Annotated in this window: 16 protein-coding genes and 1 riboswitch; of the genes, 8 read left to right on the top strand and 8 right to left on the bottom strand. The window is 67.8% G+C overall.

All coding sequences use genetic code 11. From position 1 onward, the window contains the following. The first annotated feature begins 3 nt into the window (after positions 1 to 3). Together betA and betB are read left to right on the top strand one after the other, a co-directional pair. A complete protein-coding gene (gene betA / locus GH266_RS19175) occupies positions 4 to 1,659 on the top strand; it encodes a choline dehydrogenase (RefSeq protein WP_158195259.1) in 1,656 nt (551 codons plus the stop codon). Positions 1,660 to 1,722: 63 nt separating this feature from the next. Further along, positions 1,723 to 3,186 (top strand): betaine-aldehyde dehydrogenase, encoded by a 1,464-nt coding sequence (gene betB, locus GH266_RS19170; RefSeq protein WP_158195258.1) that lies wholly within the window; start codon positions 1,723 to 1,725, stop codon positions 3,184 to 3,186. Between the two features lie 7 nt (positions 3,187 to 3,193). Here the strand turns inward: betB and GH266_RS19165 are convergent, their stop codons facing one another. Together GH266_RS19165 and GH266_RS19160 are read right to left on the bottom strand one after the other, a co-directional pair. Beyond that, positions 3,194 to 4,306, bottom strand: a complete 1,113-nt coding sequence (locus GH266_RS19165) for a quinone-dependent dihydroorotate dehydrogenase (protein ID WP_158195257.1) — start codon at positions 4,304 to 4,306, stop codon at positions 3,194 to 3,196. After that, a complete protein-coding gene (locus GH266_RS19160; RefSeq protein WP_158195256.1) occupies positions 4,306 to 4,647 on the bottom strand; it encodes a DUF952 domain-containing protein in 342 nt (113 codons plus the stop codon). Before GH266_RS19160 ends, GH266_RS19165 begins: the two co-directional genes overlap by 1 nt. 295 nt (positions 4,648 to 4,942) lie before the next feature. Between GH266_RS19160 and GH266_RS19155 the strand changes: the two genes are divergently transcribed. From GH266_RS19155 to GH266_RS19140, 4 genes are all read left to right on the top strand, one after another. Beyond that, entirely contained in the window at positions 4,943 to 5,638 is a 696-nt protein-coding gene (locus GH266_RS19155; RefSeq protein WP_158195255.1) for a S24 family peptidase, read from the top strand. 49 nt (positions 5,639 to 5,687) lie between these two features. Next, on the top strand, positions 5,688 to 6,668 hold the full coding sequence (locus GH266_RS19150; RefSeq protein WP_158195254.1) for a thermonuclease family protein: 981 nt from the start codon (positions 5,688 to 5,690) through the stop codon (positions 6,666 to 6,668). A gap of 560 nt (positions 6,669 to 7,228) precedes the next feature. Then, complete coding sequence (locus tag GH266_RS19145; RefSeq protein ID WP_158195253.1) at positions 7,229 to 8,938, top strand: methyl-accepting chemotaxis protein; 1,710 nt, start codon at positions 7,229 to 7,231, stop codon at positions 8,936 to 8,938. Positions 8,939 to 9,439: 501 nt separating this feature from the next. Further along, positions 9,440 to 11,149: a methyl-accepting chemotaxis protein gene (locus GH266_RS19140; protein WP_158195252.1), complete on the top strand. Its 1,710-nt coding sequence runs from the start codon at positions 9,440 to 9,442 to the stop codon at positions 11,147 to 11,149. Positions 11,150 to 11,227: 78 nt separating this feature from the next. Here GH266_RS19140 and GH266_RS19135 read toward each other — a convergent pair whose 3' ends face one another. Then, positions 11,228 to 12,892: a lysine--tRNA ligase gene (locus GH266_RS19135; RefSeq protein ID WP_158195251.1), complete on the bottom strand. Its 1,665-nt coding sequence runs from the start codon at positions 12,890 to 12,892 to the stop codon at positions 11,228 to 11,230. Between the two features lie 248 nt (positions 12,893 to 13,140). Between GH266_RS19135 and GH266_RS19130 the strand changes: the two genes are divergently transcribed. After that, entirely contained in the window at positions 13,141 to 13,554 is a 414-nt protein-coding gene (locus tag GH266_RS19130) for a tellurite resistance TerB family protein (protein WP_244953720.1), read from the top strand. A 47-nt stretch (positions 13,555 to 13,601) separates the two neighbouring features. On the opposite strand, the gene GH266_RS19125 is transcribed toward GH266_RS19130, so the two are convergent. The 4 genes from GH266_RS19125 to apaG form a co-directional block, all read right to left on the bottom strand. Further along, positions 13,602 to 15,767 (bottom strand): putative bifunctional diguanylate cyclase/phosphodiesterase, encoded by a 2,166-nt coding sequence (locus tag GH266_RS19125; protein WP_158195249.1) that lies wholly within the window; start codon positions 15,765 to 15,767, stop codon positions 13,602 to 13,604. A 122-nt stretch (positions 15,768 to 15,889) separates the two neighbouring features. Further along, entirely contained in the window at positions 15,890 to 17,947 is a 2,058-nt protein-coding gene (locus GH266_RS19120) for a putative bifunctional diguanylate cyclase/phosphodiesterase (protein WP_158195248.1), read from the bottom strand. Positions 17,948 to 18,242: 295 nt separating this feature from the next. Beyond that, positions 18,243 to 18,674 carry a PACE efflux transporter gene (locus GH266_RS19115; RefSeq protein ID WP_158195247.1) on the bottom strand — a complete coding sequence of 144 codons (432 nt, stop codon included), beginning with the start codon at positions 18,672 to 18,674 and terminating at the stop codon, positions 18,243 to 18,245. 178 nt (positions 18,675 to 18,852) lie between these two features. Next, positions 18,853 to 19,245: a Co2+/Mg2+ efflux protein ApaG gene (gene apaG, locus GH266_RS19110; protein ID WP_158195246.1), complete on the bottom strand. Its 393-nt coding sequence runs from the start codon at positions 19,243 to 19,245 to the stop codon at positions 18,853 to 18,855. Positions 19,246 to 19,470: 225 nt separating this feature from the next. On the opposite strand from apaG, the gene GH266_RS19105 reads away from it, so the two are divergent. Next, a complete protein-coding gene (locus tag GH266_RS19105) occupies positions 19,471 to 20,073 on the top strand; it encodes a CDP-alcohol phosphatidyltransferase family protein (RefSeq protein WP_158195245.1) in 603 nt (200 codons plus the stop codon). On the opposite strand, the gene GH266_RS19100 is transcribed toward GH266_RS19105, so the two are convergent. After that, positions 20,070 to 21,278 (bottom strand): O-succinylhomoserine sulfhydrylase, encoded by a 1,209-nt coding sequence (locus tag GH266_RS19100; RefSeq protein WP_158195244.1) that lies wholly within the window; start codon positions 21,276 to 21,278, stop codon positions 20,070 to 20,072. The two genes, GH266_RS19105 and GH266_RS19100, sit on opposite strands and share 4 nt — an antisense overlap. Before the next feature lie 42 nt (positions 21,279 to 21,320). After that, positions 21,321 to 21,400: riboswitch (SAM riboswitch) on the bottom strand. Positions 21,401 to 21,477: the final 77 nt, after the last annotated feature.

Raw genomic sequence — 21,477 nt, 5'->3', positions numbered from 1 at the left:
CCCATGCAGGACGCGACACATATCGTCGTCGGCTCCGGCTCGGCCGGCGCCGCCCTCGCCTATCGCCTGTCGGAAGACCCGGCCAACAAGGTCCTGGTGCTGGAGGCCGGCGGAACGGATATCGGCCCCTTCATCCAGATGCCGGCCGCGCTCAGCTATCCGATGAACATGTCCCGCTACGACTGGGGCTATCAAAGCGAGCCGGAACCGCATCTCGGCGGGCGCCGGCTGGCGACCCCGCGCGGGCGCGTCATCGGCGGCTCCTCCTCGATCAACGGCATGGTCTATGTGCGCGGCCATGCGCGCGACTTCGACACCTGGGAGGAGATGGGCGCGCCCGGCTGGTCCCATGCCGATGTCGCCCCCTATTTCGAGCGGATGGAGACGAGCCATGGCGGCGAGACAGGCGTGCGCGGCACCTCCGGCCCGCTGCATGTCACCCGCGGCACCAGGTGGAACCCGCTCTACGCCGCCTTCGTCGAGGCCGGGCGCCAGGCCGGCTACGAGACGACGCCGGACTATAACGGGCTGAAGCAGGAAGGCTTCGGCGACATGGAGATGACCGTGTGGCGGGGCCGGCGCTGGTCCACCGCCAACGCCTATCTGCGTCCGGCGCTGAAGCGGCCCAACATCCACCTGTTCACCGGTGTCACCGTCACCCGCGTGCTGTTCGAGGGCACGCGCGCCACCGGCGTCGAGTTCCGGCGGGGCGGGCGCCTCGAGCGGGTGAGCGCCTCGGCCGAGGTGATCCTTGCTGCCTCCTCGATCAACTCGCCGAAGATCCTGATGCTGTCGGGGATCGGCGATGGCGCCGCGCTCAGCGCGCTCGGCCTGCCGGTCCTCGCCAACCGGCCGGGCGTCGGCGCCAACCTGCAGGACCACCTGGAGCTCTATATCCAGCAGGCCTGCACCCAGCCGATCACCCTCTACAAGCACTGGAACCTGATCTCGAAGGCCATGATCGGCGCACAGTGGCTGTTCACCGGCACCGGGCTCGGCGCCTCCAACCATTTCGAGGCCTGCGCCTTCATCCGCTCGCGCGCCGGCATCGAGTATCCGGACATCCAGTACCACTTCCTGCCCTTCGCCGTGCGCTACGACGGCAAGGCGGCAGCGGAGGGCCACGGCTTCCAGGCCCATGTCGGGCCGATGCGTTCCAGGTCGCGCGGGCGCGTGGCGCTGACCTCGCCCGACCCGATGGCCGATCCCTCGATCCTGTTCAACTACATGTCCCACCCAGAGGACTGGGAGGACTTCCGCGCCGCCATCCGCCTGACGCGGGAGATCTTCGGCCAGGAGGCCTTCGCCCCCTATCGCGGCCGCGAGATCCAGCCGGGCGAGGCCGTCCAGTCCGACACCGAGCTCGACGACTTCATCCGCGAACACGCCGAAAGCGCCTACCACCCTTGCGGCACCTGCCGCATGGGCGCGGCGGACGATCCGCTCGCGGTGGTCGACCCGCAGGGCCGGGTGATCGGGGTGGAAAGCTTGCGCGTTGCCGACAGTTCGATCTTCCCGCAGATCACCAACGGCAATCTCAATGCCCCCTCGATCATGGTCGGGGAGAAGATCGCCGACCACGTGATGGGGCGCGAGCCGCTGCCGCGTTCCAACAAGGAGCCGTGGATCCATCCGAACTGGCGGACAGCGCAGCGCTAACGCCTTAGACTTGCCTCACACTCATTCGTAAAGTTCCGGTTCGTGTCCGCCAGGAGAGAGTTCATGCGTGCCCAGCCCCCCGCTTCGCATTTCATCAACGGCAGCTACCAGGAAGACCCGCACGGGCGGCCGATCGAGAACCGCTATCCGGCCACTGGCGAAGTGATCGCCCGGCTGTGCTCGGCCGGCTCCGAGACGGTCAATGCCGCCGTTGCCGCGGCCCGCTCCGGCTTTCGCGTGTGGGCAGCAACCCCGGCGGCCGAGCGCGGGCGGGTGCTGCGGCGGGCGGCCGATCTCCTGCGCGCGCGCAACCGCGAGCTCTCCGAGCTGGAGACCCTGGACACCGGCAAGCCGCTGCAGGAAACGCTTGTGGCGGACGCGGCCTCCGGCGCCGATTGCCTCGAATATTACGGCGGCCTTGCCGCGACGCTGACCGGCGAGCACATCGATCTCGGCGGCTCCTTCGCCTATACGCGGCGCGAGCCGCTCGGCGTCGTCGGAGCCATCGGCGCCTGGAACTATCCCATCCAGATCGCCTGCTGGAAGGCGGCGCCCGCGCTCGCCTGCGGCAATGCAGTCGTGTTCAAGCCGTCGGAGCTGACCCCGCTCAGCGCGCTCAAGCTGGCCGAAATCTTCAAGGAAGCCGGCCTGCCGGACGGCGTCTTCAACGTGGTGCAGGGCTATGGCGAGACCGGCGCGCACCTGGTCGAGCATCCGGACGTCGCCAAGGTCTCGCTGACCGGCTCGGTCCCGACCGGCACCAGGGTCGCCGAGATCGCCGCGCGCACGCTCAAGCACGTGACGCTGGAGCTCGGCGGCAAGTCGCCGCTGATCGTCTTCGACGACGCCCATCTCGACAATGCGGTGTCGGCGGCGATCAACGCCAATTTCTACTCCTCCGGCCAGGTCTGCTCGAACGGCACCCGCGTCTTCGTGCAGAAGGGGCTGAAGCAGGCCTTCCTCGAGCGGCTGGCCGAGCGCACGGCGCGCGCCAGGCTCGGCGACCCGATGGACGAGAGCGTCGACACCGGCCCGCTGGTCTCGCAGGCCCAACTCGACAAGGTGCTCGGCTATATCGAGGCGGGCCGGGCCGAGGGCGCGCGGCTCGTCTGCGGCGGCGGCCGCGCCACCGTGCAGGGCTTCCCGGACGGGCTGTTCGTCGAGCCGACGGTCTTTGCCGATGTCGCCGACCACATGACGATCGCCCGCGAGGAGATCTTCGGCCCCGTCATGTGCGTGCTCGACTTCGAGAGCGAGGAGGAAGCGGTGGCGCGGGCCAATGCGACCGAGTTCGGGCTTGCCGCCGGCGTCTTCACCCGCGACATCGCCCGCGCCCACCGGGTGATCGGCGCGCTGCATGCGGGCACCTGCTGGATCAACACCTACAACCTGACGCCGATCGAGATGCCCTTCGGCGGCTACAAGAAGTCCGGCATCGGCCGCGAGAACGGCCACGCCGCCATCGAGCATTACAGCCAGGTGAAGTCCGTCTACGTGGAGCTCGGCGACGTCGCCAGCGCCTATTGAAGGCGCCTCAGACGTTCCCCTGCCCGTCCGGATCGGCCTTGGCCCAGGCTTCCGCGTTGCGGCCGCTCGCCTCGCTAAGGTCGGCGAGCCCGTGCCGGTCGAGGCAGGCGGACAGATGCGTCAGGATGCGGCCGACCAGCCCCGGCCCCTCGTAGACAAGGCCGGTATAGAGCTGCAGCAGGCTGGCGCCGGCCGTGATCTTGGTCCAGGCCGCCTCGCCGCTGTCGATGCCGCCGACGCCGACGATGGGCAGGCGCGGACCGACCCGCAGCCGCATGCGGGCAAGCGCGATGGTGGAGCGGCGGAACAGCGGCCGCCCCGACAACCCGCCGGCCTCGGCCGCGCCCTTGCGGTCGGTAAGGCCGCCGCGCGCCAGCGTCGTGTTGGAGACGATCAGCCCCTCGATGCCGGCGGCCAGCACCTCGGCGGCGATGTCGTCGAGCCCCGCCTCGTCCATGTCCGGCGCGATCTTCAGCAGCACCGGCACCGAACGCCCGTGGCGGGAGGCAGCCGCTTCCCGCGCCTCCATCACCCGGCCGAGCAGCTCCTTCAGCGCCGCGCGCGCCTGCAGGTCGCGCAGGCCCGGCGTGTTCGGCGAGGAGATGTTGACCGCGAAATAGGAAGCGAGATCCGCGAAGGCCTCGATGCCGGCCACATAGTCGGCGATGCGGTCGGCCGCGTCCTTGTTGGCCCCGACATTTACCCCGACGATGCCGCCGCGATGGCGCCGCGCCGCAAGCCGCGCGCGCAGCGCCGCATGGCCCTCGTTGTTGAAGCCGAGGCGATTGACGACGCCCCGATCCGCAGGCAGGCGGAAGACGCGCGGGCGCGGATTGCCGGCCTGGGCCAGCGGCGTCACGGTGCCGATCTCGGTGAAGCCGAAACCGAGCCCCAGCAGCGCGTCGGGCACCTCGCCGTTCTTGTCGAAACCGGCGGCCATGCCGAGCGGATTGGGGAAGGCGAGATCACTGAGCGTCACCGCCAGCCGCCCGTCCTGCGGCACCTTGCAGGCCGGCGTCAGGCCGCTCGCCAGCGCCTTGACGGTCAGCCCGTGGGCGGTCTCCGCATCGAGCGAAAAGAGGGCCTTGCGGGCGAGCGCGTCGAAGGCGGAGGAGAACATCACAGCGCCTCCGGGAAGAGGTGGGCGCCGCCTGCTCCCAACGGCAGCTCGCGCACCCAGCGCACCGCCGACATCTCCAGCTCGCCGTACAGATGCGGGAACAGCGCCCCGCCGCGCGAGGGTTCCCATTTCAGGCCCTCGCCCAGCGCCTCGGCCTCCACCGCGACGAGGACAAGTCCGTCCTGCCCGGCGAAGTGCTTTGCCGCGGTCTCGCGCAACTGCTCGGCGGTGGAAAAATGGATGAACCCGTCGGCAAGGTCCACCGGCGCACCGGAAAACCGCCCCCGCGCCTCGGCCTGTTGCCAGTCCTTGCCCGGAGAAATCTTGTAGATCAACGTCATGAGGCGGCCCGTCCCTGTGCGTGAAGAAGGCTTGCGCGCCGGATTACAGGCTGCGGGCCGGCCAGACAAGGGCAAGAGACGGGCAATCGGCCCGCAAAGCGGGCAGCTGGTTGCCGGGCCAGACTGGCACTCGACTGCCATTAGGAATATATACCCGTAACGGGGATAACCCGGACAGGAAGCGCGGGACGGGCGGCCACAGGCCGCCCCCGGCGTCCGGCCGCCCCCGCGGCGGCCTCAGCAACAGGCCGCCCGGCCAGGGCCGTTCCCTGGCAGGCGGCAGCGGAGCCAAACCATGCTTTCGCACGAAACCGTCTGGTCGGCCATCGACCTGCTTGCCCGTCGCAACGGGCTGACGCCCTCCGGCCTTGCCCGGCGTGCAGGGCTCGACCCCACCACATTCAATCCATCGAAGCGCACGGCTGCCGACGGCCGGCCGCGCTGGCCGTCGATGGAATCGATCGCCAAGATCCTCGGGGCCACCCGCTCCGACCTTGCCGACTTCGTCGCGCTGGTCAACGGGCCGGACCCGGATGCCGTGTCCGCCGACCTGGCCGACAGCGACCGCCTGCCGCTGCCGCAGCTCAGCTCCGCCACCGGCGCCCCTGCGGCAGCGGGCGGCTTTTTCCACGACGGCGACCTGCCGGCCGTACTTGCCAGGAGCGGTCAGGCAGGTGGCGAACAGGCCGATGGCGGGCAGGCGGGCCTTGCAGAGATCCCTTGCGAGGACTGCGCCATCCGTGTCACCGGGGGGGACATGCTGCCCTTCTACCGGGAGGGCGACATCATCGTCATCTCGCCGAAGCGGCCGATCCAGCGCGGCGACCGGGTGGCGCTGCGCCTTGCCTCGGGCGAGCTCAGGGCGCGCATCTTCGCCCGGCGCCTGCGCGGCCGCATCGAGCTGTCGCCGCTGGATGCGCAGGCCTCGCCCGAGCGGCTGGCCGCCGCCGAGGTCGCCTGGATGGCGCGGATCATCTGGGCGAGCCAGTAGGATCACGCGGCACCGGAACGGCAAACGAAAACGGCAAACGGAAACGGATATGGGACGCACTTTCCTCATCGCAGTGCTGATCGCCGGCGCGCTCGCAGCCGCGGCCGACTATGGCAGCGACGGGATGCTGAGGGCCCTGGTCGCAGGCGGCAGCCCCGGTAGCCCGGCACCCACGCCGCCGGCCCCGTCCGCAACGGTGGCGGTCGCCGAGGACAGCACGGGCGCAGGCAAGCTGCCTGCGTCCGCACCAGAGCCCGTGCCGGCCGCCCCTCCCCCGCCCGCCGCGGTGCAGCTGCCCGATGCGCCGGACCCGTCCACCATCCGCAACGTCACGCCGTCCGACATCCTGCCGCCGCCGCGCATCTCCGGGCCGCTGAAGCGGGTCGCCGCGCAGCTGCCGAAGCTTCCCGAGCGCGAGATCCCCAGCGAGATCACCTTCCACCAGCCGCTGGTCATCGATGCCGGCAGCTTCCGCACCAAACAGCTGACCATCCGCCTTGCCGGCATCGACGCGCCGGGGCCGGCGGAGACGTGCCCTTCGCGGCTCGGCGGCACCTGGCCCTGCGGCATGCGGGCGCGCACGGCCTTGCGCGGCCTCGTCCGCCGGCACGCGGTCACCTGCCAGGACATGCAGGACACGCCCGCCGGCGTGGTGCTCGCGCAGTGCCGCAAGCAGGGCACGGATCTCGCCGCCTGGATGGTGGCGCAGGGCTGGGCCCGCCCCGGCGAAGGCGCGGGCGAGGATCTTCTCGCCTCGGCGGAGGCCGCCCGCGAGGCGCGCCGCGGCATCTGGCAGCTCGACGGGCCCGCACCGCTCTCTCCCTTCCCCTCGTTCGCCGACGATGGCACGCAAGACGCCGACACGGCGGAAGGCGTTTCGCCGTCGCTGCCGGCCGGCGCTCCCGGGCAAGCCGGCGCAGGCGCCGGTCAGGCCCCCGAAGCGGATGCGACCCCCGCCCGCTCCCTGTCGCTCGACCTTCCGCCGGTGGAAATCACGGATACGCCCTGGCATCCCGGCAACACCGACTGACGCCGGGCCGGGGTCATTTTCTCGCCAAGCAGATCGCGTCTTGCGAACGCTGCGGCACCCGCACGGCCGCAAGGCCATTTCAGTAAAAATCACGAGGCCCTTTGACGCTGCAAAAAATCGGGGCCAGAACCGGACTCAAACCCCGGCACTTCCAAGTAGTTCGGGCAGGAGATACTCTCTCCGCCACCTGCTTGCACCCCCTGACGGCCGTTCGATTTTGATGCAAACCCGCCAAGTCATGGAAAGACCACCCTTCCCGTCACAAGTATTCGTTGAAATTTTTCAAATCAAGAATCAATCGATATTTGCAGAAATGGCGCCAATTCGGGATTTTTGTGTAGAGGCAAGCAATTTTTAACAGAAAATTAAACAAATGAGCGCGATCAAGTTGTATCCGAGAAAAATCGGAAAACTTGCACGAAACAGCGCGCCCGGATACGGGTTTGAATGCCAGAAAAACTGCAATATTCGAAAACATACAAGTAAAAAATTCGATATATTGCCGAATTCAAGCTCCCGCTGCGCCCACCCCAATCGATCTCGAACTCTGCGAGCCCCCCATGCTGCGGCTTTCCAACATCCGAATCCTCTACAAGATCCTTCTGGTCATCGCCCTGCTCAGCGCGATTGCCGGCGCCCTGACCTATCAGGCGATTTCCGCCATGACCGTGATGGACAGTGCGAGCGCGCGCATGTCCTCACAGGCCACCAATTCACGGCTCATCGCCCAGTTGAGCGCCAACCTGATGGCCATCAGCCGCGAGAACTACCGGATGGCGGCCGATCCGCGCCCCGCCACGCTCAAGGAAGCGAGCCAGTCGATCGTCCGCGAACGCGAGGACTTCGCCAAAGGCATCTCCGAAGTCCGCGCCGGCGATTCCGGCTGGATCATCGCCGAGCTCGACCGGATCCAGGCCCGTTGGGATAAGTTCCAGAGCGAAGTCGATGAAGATGTCGACCTGGTCACCTCGATGGGGGCCAACCGCACGGCCGAACAGTCCGCCATCCTCAGCGAGTCGATGGATCGCACGCTTGAGGCGAGCCAGACCGTGCGCCAGTCCTTCGTGGACCTGTCCGCCAGGTTGACCAAAGAGGTCGAGCGGCTGGAGCAGGAAGCCAACGCCGCCTACCGCCAGAGCGAGACCAGCATGATCACGCTGGCGATCGCCGGCATTCTCGGCGGCGTCTTCGTCGGCTTCCTGCTCACCCGCTTCGGCATCGTCAATCCGATCCGCGCGCTGATGGGCAGCGTCCGCCAGTTGGCCGATGGCCATTTCGACATCGAGGTGGCCGGGCGCGATCGCAAGGACGAGGTCGGCGAGATCGCCCAGGCCGTCGAGGCCTTCAAGGTCAAGCTGGCGGAGGAAGCCCGGCGCGAGGCCGAGGCCAAGATCGAGCGCGACCTCAAGGCCGCCGCAGAGCGCAAGGCCGAGATGATCCGCATGGCCGACGATTTCGAGGGCGCGGTGGGCGAGATCGTCACCGTCGTCTCCTCCGCCTCGACCGAGCTGCAGGCGGCGGCCGCCACCCTCACCTCCAGCGCCGAGGAGACCAGCTCCCAGTCCGCGTCCGTTGCCAGCGCCGCCCAGCAGGCGGCGATGAACGTGCAGACCATCGCTGCCTCGATCGAGGAACTGTCGAGCTCGGCGACCGAGATCGGGCGCCAGGCCCACCAGTCCAAGAACGTTGCGGTGCGGGCGGTGGAAGAAGCCGAGCGCACGAATGTGCGGATGCGGAACCTGCGAGAGAACGCCGACAAGATCGGCGCGATCATCAGCCTGATCGACGAGATCGCCGAGAAGACCAATCTCCTCGCCCTCAATGCCACCATCGAGGCGGCGCGGGCCGGCGAGGCGGGCCGCGGGTTCGCGGTCGTCGCCAACGAGGTCAAGGGGCTTGCCGAGCAGACCGCCAAGGCAACCGCCGAGATCTCGGGCCAGATCAAGTCGATGCAGAGCTCGACCACCGAGGCGGGCGAGGCCATCGCCTCCATCGGCGAGACCATCCGCGACATGAACTCGATCGCCGACGCGATCTTCGGCGCCATCGGCGAGCAGACCAGCACGACGTCCGAGGTCGCCCGCAACATCCAGCAGACCGCTCAGGGCACGCAGGAAGTGACGGACAATATCGGCGGCGTCACCCAGGCCGCGCAGGAGGCCAGCTCCGCTTCGGCCCAGGTTCTGTCCTCGGCCAACGAGCTGGCCGAGCAGTCCTCGAACCTGCGCATGCAGATGTCGCAGTTCCTCGAGAAGGTCCGCACCGCCTGAAGCAGGCCCTGCAGCCGCCTCCACAGTCCCCGGCACGCGCCGGAGGCGAGCACAAACAGACAAAGGGCCGCCCTCGGGCGGCCCTTTTTCGTTCATCTGCAAGTAATTTCAAGGAAACCCGCGCGATACGATAGACTGCGTACGTTGGATCACTATCTCGTCAAAATTTCCCCAGAAATATGCTGAGTTACCTAGCGTCATTATTGTGAAGATCACTCACTCCTATGAATTCTGAGTTCGGCAACGACATCGCTATCATCGTACCTTGCGGAATTTTCAGACAATTAACCTGACATTCATAAACACATTCGAAAACTCGATATCAACAACATCAAAAAACGCCAATACCTCGCCAGTTTGCGCCAAATCAACAAGCGTAACAGCGAATCTCCGTAGCAAAATTCAGGTTCTGACACGAACAATCAGGCGAATCTCCAGGGGAAGGCAGCGCCGGAAGGCCGAAACCATTGCCCTTTCGGGCGATCAAGACAGGAGAACATCATGCCGTTTCTGGCAAATATGAAGATCATCACCAAGATCCTCATCGTCATCGGGTTTCTCGGCGCCATTGCAGGCGGGTTGAGCTATATCGCCATCTCCGGCATGGACGAGATGAATGCCTCCAGCGAGCGCATGGACCGGCAGGCGACCAATGCGCGCCTCTTCGCCTCGCTCGGGACCAACGTCCTGGCCATCGGCCGCGCCGAAGTCCAGCTCGGCACCGACCCCCGCCCTGAATCCGTTGCGCGCATCCGTGCGCTGATCGATGCGGAGCGCACCCGCTTCGCCGACCGGCTGGACCGGGTACGCGCGGCCGCGACGGGCGACATCCTCGCCGGCGCGGAGCAGGTTGCGGCCGAATGGGAAGCCTATCTCGGCGGTGTCGAGCAGACCATCGCCGCCGCCCAGCGCGTCGAGAACTTCGAGATGACCGCCGCCACGGCCCAGCTCCGCGAGCAGCTGCAGCAGAGCGTACAGCGCGGCGATGAGCTGCGCCGGATCCTCGGCGACGTCGCACGCGACCTGGAGAACCGGGTCGGCGAGCTGAAGGACGAGGCGACGGCCCAGTACGAGGCCAGCTCGCGGCTGCTGATGATCGTCACCGTCGTCGGCATTCTTCTCGGTATCGGCGTCGGCTTCGCCATCGCCAAGTTCGGCATCGCCGATCCGCTGCGCCGCCTGGTGGCGATGGTGCAGCGCCTGGCCGGCGGCGAGTTCGACATCGAGATCGAAGGCCGCGAGCGCAGGGACGAGGTCGGCGAGATCGCCCAGGCGGTCGAGGCCTTCAAGGTCAAGCTGGCCGAGGAAGCGCGCCAGGAGGCCGAGGAGAAGATCGAGAGCGACCGCAAGCTCGCCGCGCAGCGCCGCGTCGAGATGAACCGGATGGCCGACGACTTCGAGAATGCGGTCGGCGAGATCGTCAACATCGTCTCGTCGGCGGCGACCGAGCTGCAGGCCGCGGCCGGCACGCTCACCGCCTCCGCCGAGGAGACCAGCTCGCAGTCGGCGTCCGTTGCAGCGGCGGCCGAGCAGGCGGCGGTGAACGTGCAGACCGTCGCCTCGGCGGTAGAGGAGCTCGCCAGTTCGGCCGGCGAGATCGGCCGCCAGGCCGAGCAGTCGCGCGAGGTTGCCGGCCGCGCCGTCTCCGAGGCGACGCGCACCACCGACCGGATGGGCGAGCTGCGCACCAATGCCGACCAGATCGGCGCCATCATCAGCCTGATCGACGAGATCGCCGAGAAGACCAACCTGCTCGCCCTCAACGCCACCATCGAGGCGGCGCGCGCGGGCGATGCCGGCCGCGGCTTCGCCGTGGTCGCCAACGAGGTCAAGGGGCTCGCCGAGCAGACCGCCAAGGCAACCGCCGAGATCTCCGCGCAGATCAAGTCGATGCAGAGCTCGACCCTGGAGGCGAGCGAGGCGATCTCCGGCATCGGCCGCACGATCGACGACATGTCCAACATCTCGGCGGCGATCTTCGCGGCGGTCGGCGAACAGGGCAACACCACGACCGAGGTCGCGCGCAACGTCCAGCAGGCCTCGCAAGGGGCGGGCGAAGTGACCTCCAACATCGTCGGCGTCACCCAGGCCGCGCAGGAGGCGAGCTCCGCCTCGGCGCAGGTGCTCTCCTCCGCCAGCGAGCTGGCGCAGCAGTCGGAGGTCCTGCGCTCGCGCATGGCCGAGTTCCTGCAGACCGTGCGCGCCGCCTGACGCTCGCGCGCCATTGCCGCCAAACGCGAACGGGCCGCCCAAGGGGCGGCCCGTTTTCTTTCTGATGGTCTTTGCCGCTCAGCCGGCGGAGACGAGCTCGCCGGAAATCGCCTTGGCGATCAGCGCCCGGGTCTCCGGGATGCCGTAGAGCGCCACGAAGGAGCCGAAGCGCGGGCCCTTCTCCTGGCCCAGCAGCAGCTTGTAGAGCGCCGAGAACCACGCGACGGAGACGCCCGGCCCGCCGTCCGGGCTCTTCTTGTTCGGGTCCTGGTAGCGCTCGATGGCGCGGGCGACATCCAGCACCGCATCCTGGATCGCCGATCCGTCCGCGCCCTCGGGCAGGCTGGCGAGCTTTTCGTCCAGCGCCCTCAAGGCCTCCAGCTCGACCTCGTCCGGTGCGTGGAACACCTTGGCCGGCTTCACGAAATCCTCGAAATAGCGGATCGCGTAGCCGACCAGCTCGTCGAGCTTGGGGTGGCTTTGCGGCGTCACCCCCGGCACATGGCGCAAGATGAACGCCCACAGCACGTCCTTGTTCTCCGCGTTGGAGGCGGAGACGAGGTTCAGCAGCATGGTGAAGGAGATCGGCACCTCCACCTTCGGCGGGTTACCGGAATGGATGTGCCAGGCCGGATTGGCGAGCTGCTGCTCCACCGGCATCGAGGAATACTTCTCGGCGAAGGCGAAATACTCGTCGACCGCCTTGGGGATGATGTCGAAATAGAGCTTCTTGGCGGTCTTCGGCTTGGTGAACATGTAGAGCGCCAGGCTTTCCGGCGAGGCATAGGTCAGCCACTCGTCGATGGTCAGGCCGTTGCCCTTCGACTTGGAGATCTTCTGGCCCACCTCGTCGAGGAACAGCTCGTAGACGAAATGCTCCGGCGGGGTGCCGCCCAGCACCTCGCAGATCCGGTCGTAGATCGGCTGGTTGGTCAGGTGGTCCTTGCCGAACATCTCGAAGTCGACGTCGAGCGCCGCCCAGCGGGCGCCGAAGTCCGGCTTCCACTGCAGCTTGACGTTGCCGCCGGTGACGGGGAGCGTCACGTCGCTGCCGTCCTCGTCCTCGAAGGTGATGGTGCCGGCCTTCGCGTCGACCGCCTTCATCGGCACGTAGAGCACGCGCCCCGAGATCGGCGAGATCGGCAGGAAGGGCGAATAGGTCGCCTGCCGCTCCTCGCCCAGCGTCGGCAGCATCACGTCCATGATCTCCTGGTACTTCTCGGCGGCCTTGATCAGGATCGCGTCGAAGCGGCCCGACTTGTAATAGTCGGTGGCGCTGGCGAACTCGTATTCGAAGCCGAAATGGTCGAGGAAGCGGCGCAGCATGGCGTTGTTGTGGGCGCCGAAGCTGTCGTAGTCCCCGCCGAACGGGTTCGGCACCGCCGTCAGCGGCATGTGCAGATACGGCTCCAGCGCGGCGCGGTCCGGCACGTTTTCCGGGATCTTGCGCATGCCGTCCATGTCGTCGGAGAAGCACAGCAGCCGGGTCGGGATGCGGTCCTCGCTCAGCAGGCGGAAGGCGGTGCGCACCATGGTGGTGCGGGCGACCTCGCCGAAGGTGCCGATATGCGGCAGGCCCGAGGGGCCGTAGCCGGTCTCGAACAGCACCGGGCGGTCGATCTTCGCCTTCTCCACGCGTTTCAGCAGCTTGCGCGCCTCCTCGAACGGCCAGGCCTTCGAGGTCCGGGCGGCCTCGACGACGGCAGGGGAAAGATCGAGTTCGGGCAGCGAAGCTGTGGTCATGTGCGGACCGTTGTCTTTGTCTTGTGTTTCGGGATTGGGGTATTCGCAAAACCGGCCGGCACGGCGCGCGGGCGCGGGCCGACCGGCGCGCGACACTAGAGCGTTTCCCGGCGGAACGGAACCTTCGCATCGCAAAAAATCGCCACACCCGGCGCCGTGCGACCATGGGCACCTTGCGCTCGCCGCCGCATGCCGCTAGGGGAAACGGCAACCGCCAACGGGAAGGTCAAGAAAGGTCCGCAGATCCGATGAGCGAACGCGTCAGCCTCCAGGAAGCCCTGATCTATGTGATGGTGATGGTGTCGGCCTCCGACAGCAGCATGACCGACAAGGAACTGCACTCCATCGGCGAGATCATCAAGACGCTGCCGGTCTTCGCCAGCTTCGACCAGGAGCGCATCGTGGCCGTGTCGCAGGATTGCGGCGAGCGCCTCCAGGCCGAGAACGGCATGGCCAACACCTTCGCGGTGATCGCCGCCAGCGTGCCGCCGACCTATCGCGACACCGCCTATGCGCTGGGTGTGGAGATCGCCATCGCCGACGTGGCGGTGGCCCAGGAGGAGCTGCGCGTGCTGCAGCTGCTGCGCGATGCGCTCGGCCTCGACAAGCTGACGGTCGCGGCGATCGAGCGCGGCGCCCAGGCCCGCTACCGCATCAACTGACGGCGGGCGCCTTGCCGCGCCCGTCCTCCCCTTGCCGTCCTTCGCTTTCAGTCCGCCAGGCCGTAGCCGACCCAGGGCGTCGGCCGGCCGACGTGGAAGCCCTGCACCTGCGTCACCCCGAGGTCGCGCAGCATCGTCTGCATTTCCGCCGTCTCGACATATTCGGCGATGACGCCGACGCCCAGCTTGGCGGCGATGGCCACCAGCCCGGCAACCACCGTCTGCTGAAAGCCGTCATGGACGACATCGCCGATGATCGCGCCGTCGATCTTCAGCGCATCGACCTGGAAATGGCGCAGATAGGCAAAGGACGACAGGCCCGAGCCGAAGTCGTCGAGAATGACGCCGCAACCGCGCCGGCGCAGCTCGCCGGTCAGCGCCTGGGCGGTGGCCAGGCTCCGGACCGCCGCCGTCTCGGTGATCTCGAAGCACAGGCGCGGTGCCGCGTCCGGGTGCCGGTCGAGGGCGCAGAGCAGGAAATCCTTGAAGTCCGGATCGCCGACAGACAGGCCCGACAGGTTGATGGACAGCCGCGTGCCGGCCTCCACCTTGTCGACATTGGCGAGCACGGTCGAGACCACCCAGCGGTCGATGCGCGGCATCAGGCCGTGCCGCTCGGCCGAGCCGATCAGCGCGGCCGGCGCCAGCACCCGCCCGTCCTCGTCGATCACGCGCAGCAACACTTCGCGGATCGGCGGGCTGCGCCCGTCGACCGGCAGGATCGGCATCGTATGGAGCTGGAACCGCTCGTGCTCGGCCGCGTCCGAGATGATCCGGACATTGCCGACATCCATCTGGCGGGCGATCATCTCCTCCGCGTCGGGGCGGAACACCACGGCCCGCGCGCCGCCGATCTCCTTGCCGTACAGGCAGGCGCGGTCGGCGCGGTTCAGCAGTTCGAAGCAGGTCAGCGGCAGGCCGCCTTCCGCGTATGGCTCGATCAGGGCGATGCCGACGCTGGCGGCGACGGCGTGGGTGATGCCGCCCCAGACAAAGCGCATGGCGGCAAGGTCGTGGACCAGCCGGTTGCCGAAGGCCAGCGCCTCCTTCGCGTCCGCGCCATGCAGCACCACGGCGAATTCGTCGCCGCCGAGCCGGGCGCAGCGCACCCGCTCGTCCGCCTCGCGGCTCTTCAGCACGCCGGCGATCTGGCACAGCAGCGCATCGCCCCCGACATGGCCGGAAATGTCGTTGACGATCTTGAAGTCGTCGAGGTCGATGGTCAGGAGCGCCGCCTTCTCGCCGCCGGAGGTGGCGCGGGCGATCACGTCTTCCAGCTCGGCCTGCAGCGCGTGCCGGTTGGCAAGCCCGGTCAGCGCGTCCTCGCGGGCCTGCCGACGCAGCTCCTTTTCCATCAGGCTCGCCGCCGTGATGTCGCGCATCACCACGATGGCGGCGGAGATCGTGCCGTCGGCGTCGCGATACGGATCCATCCGCACGCGCAGGTAGCGCGTTTCCCCGGCCGGGGCGACGAGATCGTGCTCGTACTCGACCGACGCCCCCGCAAAGCAGCGCAGGAAATAGTCGCGCGCGCGTCTGTCGAACCGCTCGTTGCCGATGAGTTCGCTGACATGCATGCCGCGGAACTCTTCCGGCTGCATGCCGTAAAAGGCGGCATTGGCGGCATTGGTGAACTTGTAGCGGAAGTCCGTGCCGATCACCGAAATCCGGTCGGTGGTCTGGCGCACGATTTCCTCGTGCATCGACAGCCGCTCGGTCATCGCCTCGAACTGGCTGACGTCGCGCACGGACACCACGACGCAGGCGACCTCGCCGCCGGGTGCGGAGACCGGCTGGATGGCCACCTCGAACAGGCGCCCGACCATGCGTGCGCGCACGCCCTGCACGCGCAGGCGGCAGGCCTGGCCGGCAAAGGCATTGTCGATATACGGCTTTCGCAGGGAGAAGACGCGCGGGCCGACGATCTCGGCAACCCGCCGGCCGATGACCTCCTCGCGGTCCAGGTTCTCCATGTCCAGGAAGGCCCCGTCGACATCCCAGATCCGGTAGTCGCGGTCGCACACGAACATGCCGGCGCGGTTCATCTCGATGACCGCGGACCGCACGACTTCGCGGTCGACGGAGATCGGCCAGTCGTCGCTGCCGGCCTGCGCTTTCGGATGCGTCTCCCGGCTTTCCTCCACCGGAAGCTCGGTCATCTTCGCAAGGCTGTCGAAGCCGCTGCCGCTCATGCCACGGGGTCCATATGCCATTTCAGCCTTCCCCGTCGGGTTTCCGGTCCCGAACCGCACCGGCCAGCTCGCCTGGCGCGATCGGTCCGTCTAACCTCTACCATAGGGGGCATCTTTGTCGCAGTTGGGAAAGTAACAGACCCTCATCTTCCGAAGACGTCCCCCCACGAAACCGGCCTTCCGATATAAAACCCCTGGACGAGACTGACGCCGAGCCCGCGCAAGACCTCCAGCGTCTCCCGGTCCTCCACATATTCCGCTACGACACGAACCTGCATGACCTCGGCCACGGCGACGATGCCGGCGACGATGGTCTGCTGCACCTTGTCCTCGCGCACATTGCCGATGATGTTGCCGTCGATCTTCAGCATGTCGACGTCGAAGCGGCGCAGGTAGCCGAAGGACGACAGGCCCGAGCCGAAATCGTCGAGCACCACGCCGACGCCCCGCGCCTTGAGGCCGGCGATCAGCTCCAGTGCCGTCTCCATCGAGCGCACGGCCGAAGTCTCGGTGATCTCGAAGGCGAGCCGGCCCGGGGCGACGGCGGCCGCATCCAGGGCCGAAAGAAGAAAGTCGCAGAAGATCGGGTCGCCGACCGACTGGCCCGACAGGTTGATCGACAGATGCGCGTCGGCCGGCAGCTCCGGCAGGCGCTGCAGCACGGTCTCCACCACCCAGCGGTCGACCCGGTTCATCAGCCCGTGGCGTTCGGCGGCGGCGATGAACCCGGCCGGCGGCAGCGGCCGCCCGTCCTCCGAGATCACCCGCAGCAGCACTTCGTGCCAGGGCCGGCTGGTGTCGTCGACCGGGGCGACCGGCATCACGAACAGTTCGAAACGGTCGTGCTGCAGCGCGTTCTGCACCACCTGGAAATTGCCGATTTCTTCGAAGCGCGCACGCATCTCGTCGTCGTCGGGATGGAACACCGACAGGCGCGCGCCGCCCTTTTCCTTGGCAACGAGGCAGGCGCGGTCGGCCCAGTTCAGCACGTCCTGCGCGGTCGGCGTCGAGGCGGCGAAGGCTTCCCGGTCGAGCAGCGCGATACCGACGCTGGCGCCGATGGAAAACAGCTCGCCGTTCCAAGAGAACCCGACCGCCTCGATCGAATGGACCACCCGCTCGCCCAGCGCAGCCGCCCCCGCCTCGTCGGCGATGTCGACGACCAGCGCGAACTCGTCGCCGCCCAGGCGCGCGACGAAGGCGTTCGGATCGAGGCTCTTCAGCAGGCTCGCCACCTGGCGCAGCAGCGCATCGCCCGCCGTGTGTCCGGCCAGGTCGTTGACCACCTTGAAGTCGTCGAGATCGACCAGCAGCAGCGCCGTGCGGCACTCCTCGCAGCCGCCGCTCTGCTCGGCGCACAGCTCGATGCGCCGGCCGATCTCGCTTTCCAGCGCGTGGCGGTTGGCCAGTTCCGTCAGCGTGTCCAGCAGGGCCTGGCGGCGCATGCGGCGGTCGAGCTGCGCCGTCTCGGTGACGTCGCGCATGTTGACGATGGCGCCGATCAGGATGTCGTCGTCGTCGTTCAGCGGCTCCAGCCGCACGGAAAAGTGGGTTTCCTCGCCGTCCGCGCGGCGCTTGACGAGCTCGTATTGCACCACCTCGCCGGCGAAGCAGCGGGTCAGGTGCGGCAGCACCCGTTCCTCGAACCCGTCCATGCCGATGACGTCGGGCACCGGCACGCCCACGACTTCCTCAGGCAGGCGGTTCCAGATCATCGCATAGGCGGGATTGGCCCAAAGGAAGTTGAACGCGCGGTCGACCACGGCCAGCGCGTCGGAGGTCTGGCGGATCACCTCGTCCTGCATCGACACGCGCTGTTCCAGCTCGTGCAGGTCGGTGCGGTCCTCCATGGTCAGCAGCACGCCGATCACCTGGCCGGCCTCGTCGCGCACCGGCTCGTGGCGGATGCGCAGCAGCTGGCCGCGGGTGGCACGGCGCAGGCCCCATTCCACCGTGGTCTGCGCCTGGCCCGCCAGCGCGGCCTCGACCTGCGGCAGCCGGCGCTCGTACACCGCCTTGCCCATCACCTCGGACAGGGGGCGACCGACAAAGGCGCTCCTGTCGAGCCCTTCCGTCTCCAGCAAGGCAGGATTGACGTCGCGCACGATTAGCTTGCGGTCGCAGACCAGGATGCGGACGGAAGCGGTTTCGAAGGTCGATCGGTAGGCAAGCAGATGCAGCTGCGACGGCGGCAGTGCCAAGGCGCCGGGATCTCTCACCGTGTTGCGCATCCCGTCCCCCTCAACCGGTACCCGCCTCGTTGGACACCGCACCGCCTCCCGAAAACCCCGTAAAGGTTAAAGCACGTTAACAGACGATCGACGATTCGTCTGTCGAAGAGATCACACATAACCTTTGTACTATTGATGCGACGTTTACAGAATGCGGTTCGTCTCGTCCCTTCAACGAAAAACGGCGGCAGGTTATCGCCCTGCCGCCGCAAATACATGTCGATGGTCGATGAAAGCCGCTGCCCGCGCGTGTGCCCTGCGTGTCCTACCCGTCCTGCAGGGCCGGGCGCGGCACCGGAAACACCGTGTCGTAGGCCAGGTTGAAGACGAAGGCGTAGACCACGTAGAACAGCGCCAGCGCCGCATCCATCACCAGCGCCTCGACGAGGCCGATGTCCAGGTACCAGGCGATCGGCGGCACCAGGATCACCAGGAGACCGAGCTCGAACAGCAGCGCATGGGCGACGCGCAGGCGCAGGCTCTTGGCCGTGTCGCCGCGCAGGGCCATCAGCGCATGGTCGAAGCCGAGATTGTAGATGTAGGTCCACACCGTCGCGAGGGTCGCAGCGGCGATGCCGATCACGCCCATGTCGGCCAGCGCAAGGCCGAACAGGAGCGCGCCGAGCGGCGTGATGATGGCAAGGCCGATGATCTCGAAGGCAAGGGCGTGGCGAAGGCGGTCGAGGGTCGAGCGCATGGGAAACTCCCGGTTTTGCAAACCGGGTCGTCCCGGCCGAACTGCCCGGATGCGAAGCGTGCCGCCGCCGGGTGAGGTCGTCCTCGAGGCCTTGATATACTTCCTCCCGCGCCCGGTTCAAGGGCGGCACCGGCAAGGCAGATCTGCGTCCGGCGCCCACCTCGCGGGAGGCCGGCGGTCAGTTGATGCTGCGCGCTGTGCCGGGAATGTCGAGTGAGAAGGCCGGGATGGCGATGTCGAAGCGCTCGCCCTCCACCGTCTCCATCTCGTAGCTGCCCTCCATCATGCCGGAGCTGGTGCGCAAGGGGCAGCCGGAGGTGTATTCGAACCGCTCGCCGGGCGCGAGCACCGGCTGCTCGCCGACGACGCCGAGGCCCCGCACCTCCTCCAGCCGGCCGAGCGCATCGACGATGCGCCAGTGGCGGGCGCGCAGGCGCACCGTGTCGAGGCCGAGATTGACGATGTCGACCGAATAGGCCCACACGAAGCGGCTGTCGTCCGGGCTGGATTCGTCCGCGAGATAGTGCGGTTCGACCGTCACCTGGATATCGCGCGTCACCGCCCGGTACATGCCTGTCCTTCCGCCTCGTCTGCCGTCGCGGCCCCGCCGCCGACGCACCGGGCTCTCGCCGGTGTTTCCGCAATCTAATCCGGTTCGCCCGTATTTCCAGCCCCTTGCGCGGGCGCCGGATCGCCGATCCGTGAGGCGGATTTTACCGCCGTGCCGCTTGCGCGCAGGAGCCGTCCGCGGCATTGCCTTGGAGGCGGGCTGTCCTGCCCGCCGAAGGAACCACCCATGTTCGACGCACGCCTGCGGCCGCTCATCGACCCGGTGCTCAATGCCGCCGGCCGGCGTCTTGCCGCGGCCGGGGTCAAGGCCGATACGGTGACGCTCGCCGGCTTTGCCTGCGGCCTCGCCGCGGCGCTGGCCATCTGCTGGCATGCCCCGCTGCTGGCCGCGCTGCTGATCCTCGCCAACCGGCTGGCCGACGGGCTCGACGGGGCGGTGGCGCGTGCGCGCGCCCGCACGGATCGCGGCGGCTATCTCGACATCGTGCTGGATTTCTTCTTCTACGGGGCGATCCCCTTCGCCTTCGCGCTGGCAGATCCGGCCGCCAACGCGCTGGCGGCCAGCGCGCTGCTGCTCGGCTTCTACATGAACGGGGCGAGCTTCCTCGGCTTTGCCATCATGGCGGAAAAGCGCGGGCTTGCGACCAGCGCGCAAGGGGCCAAGTCGCTCTACTATCTCGGCGGGCTGGCGGAGGGCGCGGAGACGATCGCCGTCTTCCTCGCCTTCTGCCTGTTTCCGGCCGCCTTCGCGCCCATCGCCTGGGCCTTCGCGGCGGTCTGCGCGGTCTCGGCGACCGCGCGTCTCGTCATGGTGGCGCGGCTGCTTTAAGCGCCTTGGCCCACATCAAGCGCCATGTCCAGCGCGGTCAGCAGGTCGGCGGCGAGGTCGTCCTCGTGCTCCAGGCCGACCGACAGGCGCAGCAGCCCGTCGGTGATGCCCAGCTCCAGCCTCGCCTCTTCGGCGACCGACTGGTGCGTCGTCGTCGCCGGATGGGTGATGAGGCTCCTGGCATCGCCGAGATTGTTGGACATCTTGACGATCTTGAGCGCGTTGGAGGCGCGGAAGGCGGCAACCTTGCCGCCTTTCAGCTCCAGCGCCAGCATGGTCGAGCCGGCCTTCATCTGGCGGCGCACCACCTCGGCCTGCGGATGGTCGGCCCGGCCGGGATAGATCAGCCGCGCCACCGCCGGATGCTCGGCCAGCACGTCGGCCAGCCGCGAGGCGGTGCGGGTCTGGCGCTCCACGCGCAGGGCCAGCGTCTCCAGCCCCTTCAGCATCACCCAGGCGTTGAACGGGCTCATCGACGGGCCGGTATGCTTCATGAAGGGCATCACCTCATCGGCGATCCACTCCTCGGTGCCCAGCACCACGCCGCCCAGGCACCGGCCCTGGCCGTCGATATGCTTGGTGGCGGAATAGACGACGATGTCGGCGCCCAGCGCCAGCGGCGACTGCCAGATCGGCGTGGCGAAGACGTTGTCGACGATCAGCTTCGCCCCGACCGCATGGGCCATCTCGGCGACGGCGGCGATGTCGATCACCTCCAGCGTCGGGTTGGTCGGGCTTTCCAGGAAGCAGGCGACCGTCTCCGGGCGGATGGCGGCGCGCCAGGCGTCGAGGTCGGTGCCGTCGACCAGCGTCGAGGACACGCCGAAGCGCGGCAGCAGGGTCTCGACGATGTAGCGGCACGAGCCGAACAGCGCCTTGGCCGCGACCACGTGGTCGCCCGCCTTGCAGCAGGCCATCAGCGCCAGGTTGACGGCGGCCATGCCGCTCGCCGTGGCGCGGGCGGCCTCCGCCCCTTCCAGGGCGGCGATGCGGTTCTCGAACATCGCGACGGTCGGGTTGGCATAGCGCGAATAGACGAAGCCGGGATCGTCGCCGTTGAACCGCGCCTCGGCCGCCTCGGCCGTTGCGTAGACGAAGCCCTGGGTCAGGTACATCGCCTCGGACGTCTCGCCATAGGGGGAGCGTGTCGTTCCGCTATGCACCAGGGTCGTCTCGGGGTGCCAGCCTTGCCTGTTCGTCGTCATGCCGTTCTCCAAATGCAAAAACCCCGGCCGTAAATGGGCCGGGGTCTTTGCAACCCGGCCTGTTTAGCGACTTGTTTAACGTGGCTGCAAGCCGGCCGGCTCAAATCACCACGGAATCTGACGATCCTGATAGTCCACGGTGCAAGCCGCGTCAACGTTCCTTGCGCAAGGATCTTGTTTCATTGTTCTCGACATCTTG

Origin of the sequence: Stappia indica (assembly GCF_009789575.1) — a bacterium.
Classification (GTDB): domain Bacteria; phylum Pseudomonadota; class Alphaproteobacteria; order Rhizobiales; family Stappiaceae; genus Stappia; species Stappia indica_A.
Note: the sequence above shows the minus strand (reverse complement) of the source record. Positions and strands in the feature narration are given on the sequence as shown.

What these genes read in the sequence shown, in the direction of transcription:
- betA (WP_158195259.1), top strand. Translation starts at nt 4, where the DNA reads ATGCAGGACGCGACACATATCGTCGTCGGCTCCGGCTCGGCCGGCGCC.
- betB (WP_158195258.1), top strand. Translation starts at nt 1,723, where the DNA reads ATGCGTGCCCAGCCCCCCGCTTCGCATTTCATCAACGGCAGCTACCAG.
- GH266_RS19165 (WP_158195257.1), bottom strand. Translation starts at nt 4,306, where the DNA reads ATGTTCTCCTCCGCCTTCGACGCGCTCGCCCGCAAGGCCCTCTTTTCG.
- GH266_RS19160 (WP_158195256.1), bottom strand. Translation starts at nt 4,647, where the DNA reads ATGACGTTGATCTACAAGATTTCTCCGGGCAAGGACTGGCAACAGGCC.
- GH266_RS19155 (WP_158195255.1), top strand. Translation starts at nt 4,943, where the DNA reads ATGCTTTCGCACGAAACCGTCTGGTCGGCCATCGACCTGCTTGCCCGT.
- GH266_RS19150 (WP_158195254.1), top strand. Translation starts at nt 5,688, where the DNA reads ATGGGACGCACTTTCCTCATCGCAGTGCTGATCGCCGGCGCGCTCGCA.
- GH266_RS19145 (WP_158195253.1), top strand. Translation starts at nt 7,229, where the DNA reads ATGCTGCGGCTTTCCAACATCCGAATCCTCTACAAGATCCTTCTGGTC.
- GH266_RS19140 (WP_158195252.1), top strand. Translation starts at nt 9,440, where the DNA reads ATGCCGTTTCTGGCAAATATGAAGATCATCACCAAGATCCTCATCGTC.
- GH266_RS19135 (WP_158195251.1), bottom strand. Translation starts at nt 12,892, where the DNA reads ATGACCACAGCTTCGCTGCCCGAACTCGATCTTTCCCCTGCCGTCGTC.
- GH266_RS19130 (WP_244953720.1), top strand. Translation starts at nt 13,141, where the DNA reads ATGAGCGAACGCGTCAGCCTCCAGGAAGCCCTGATCTATGTGATGGTG.
- GH266_RS19125 (WP_158195249.1), bottom strand. Translation starts at nt 15,767, where the DNA reads ATGGCATATGGACCCCGTGGCATGAGCGGCAGCGGCTTCGACAGCCTT.
- GH266_RS19115 (WP_158195247.1), bottom strand. Translation starts at nt 18,674, where the DNA reads ATGCGCTCGACCCTCGACCGCCTTCGCCACGCCCTTGCCTTCGAGATC.
- apaG (WP_158195246.1), bottom strand. Translation starts at nt 19,245, where the DNA reads ATGTACCGGGCGGTGACGCGCGATATCCAGGTGACGGTCGAACCGCAC.
- GH266_RS19105 (WP_158195245.1), top strand. Translation starts at nt 19,471, where the DNA reads ATGTTCGACGCACGCCTGCGGCCGCTCATCGACCCGGTGCTCAATGCC.
- GH266_RS19100 (WP_158195244.1), bottom strand. Translation starts at nt 21,278, where the DNA reads ATGACGACGAACAGGCAAGGCTGGCACCCCGAGACGACCCTGGTGCAT.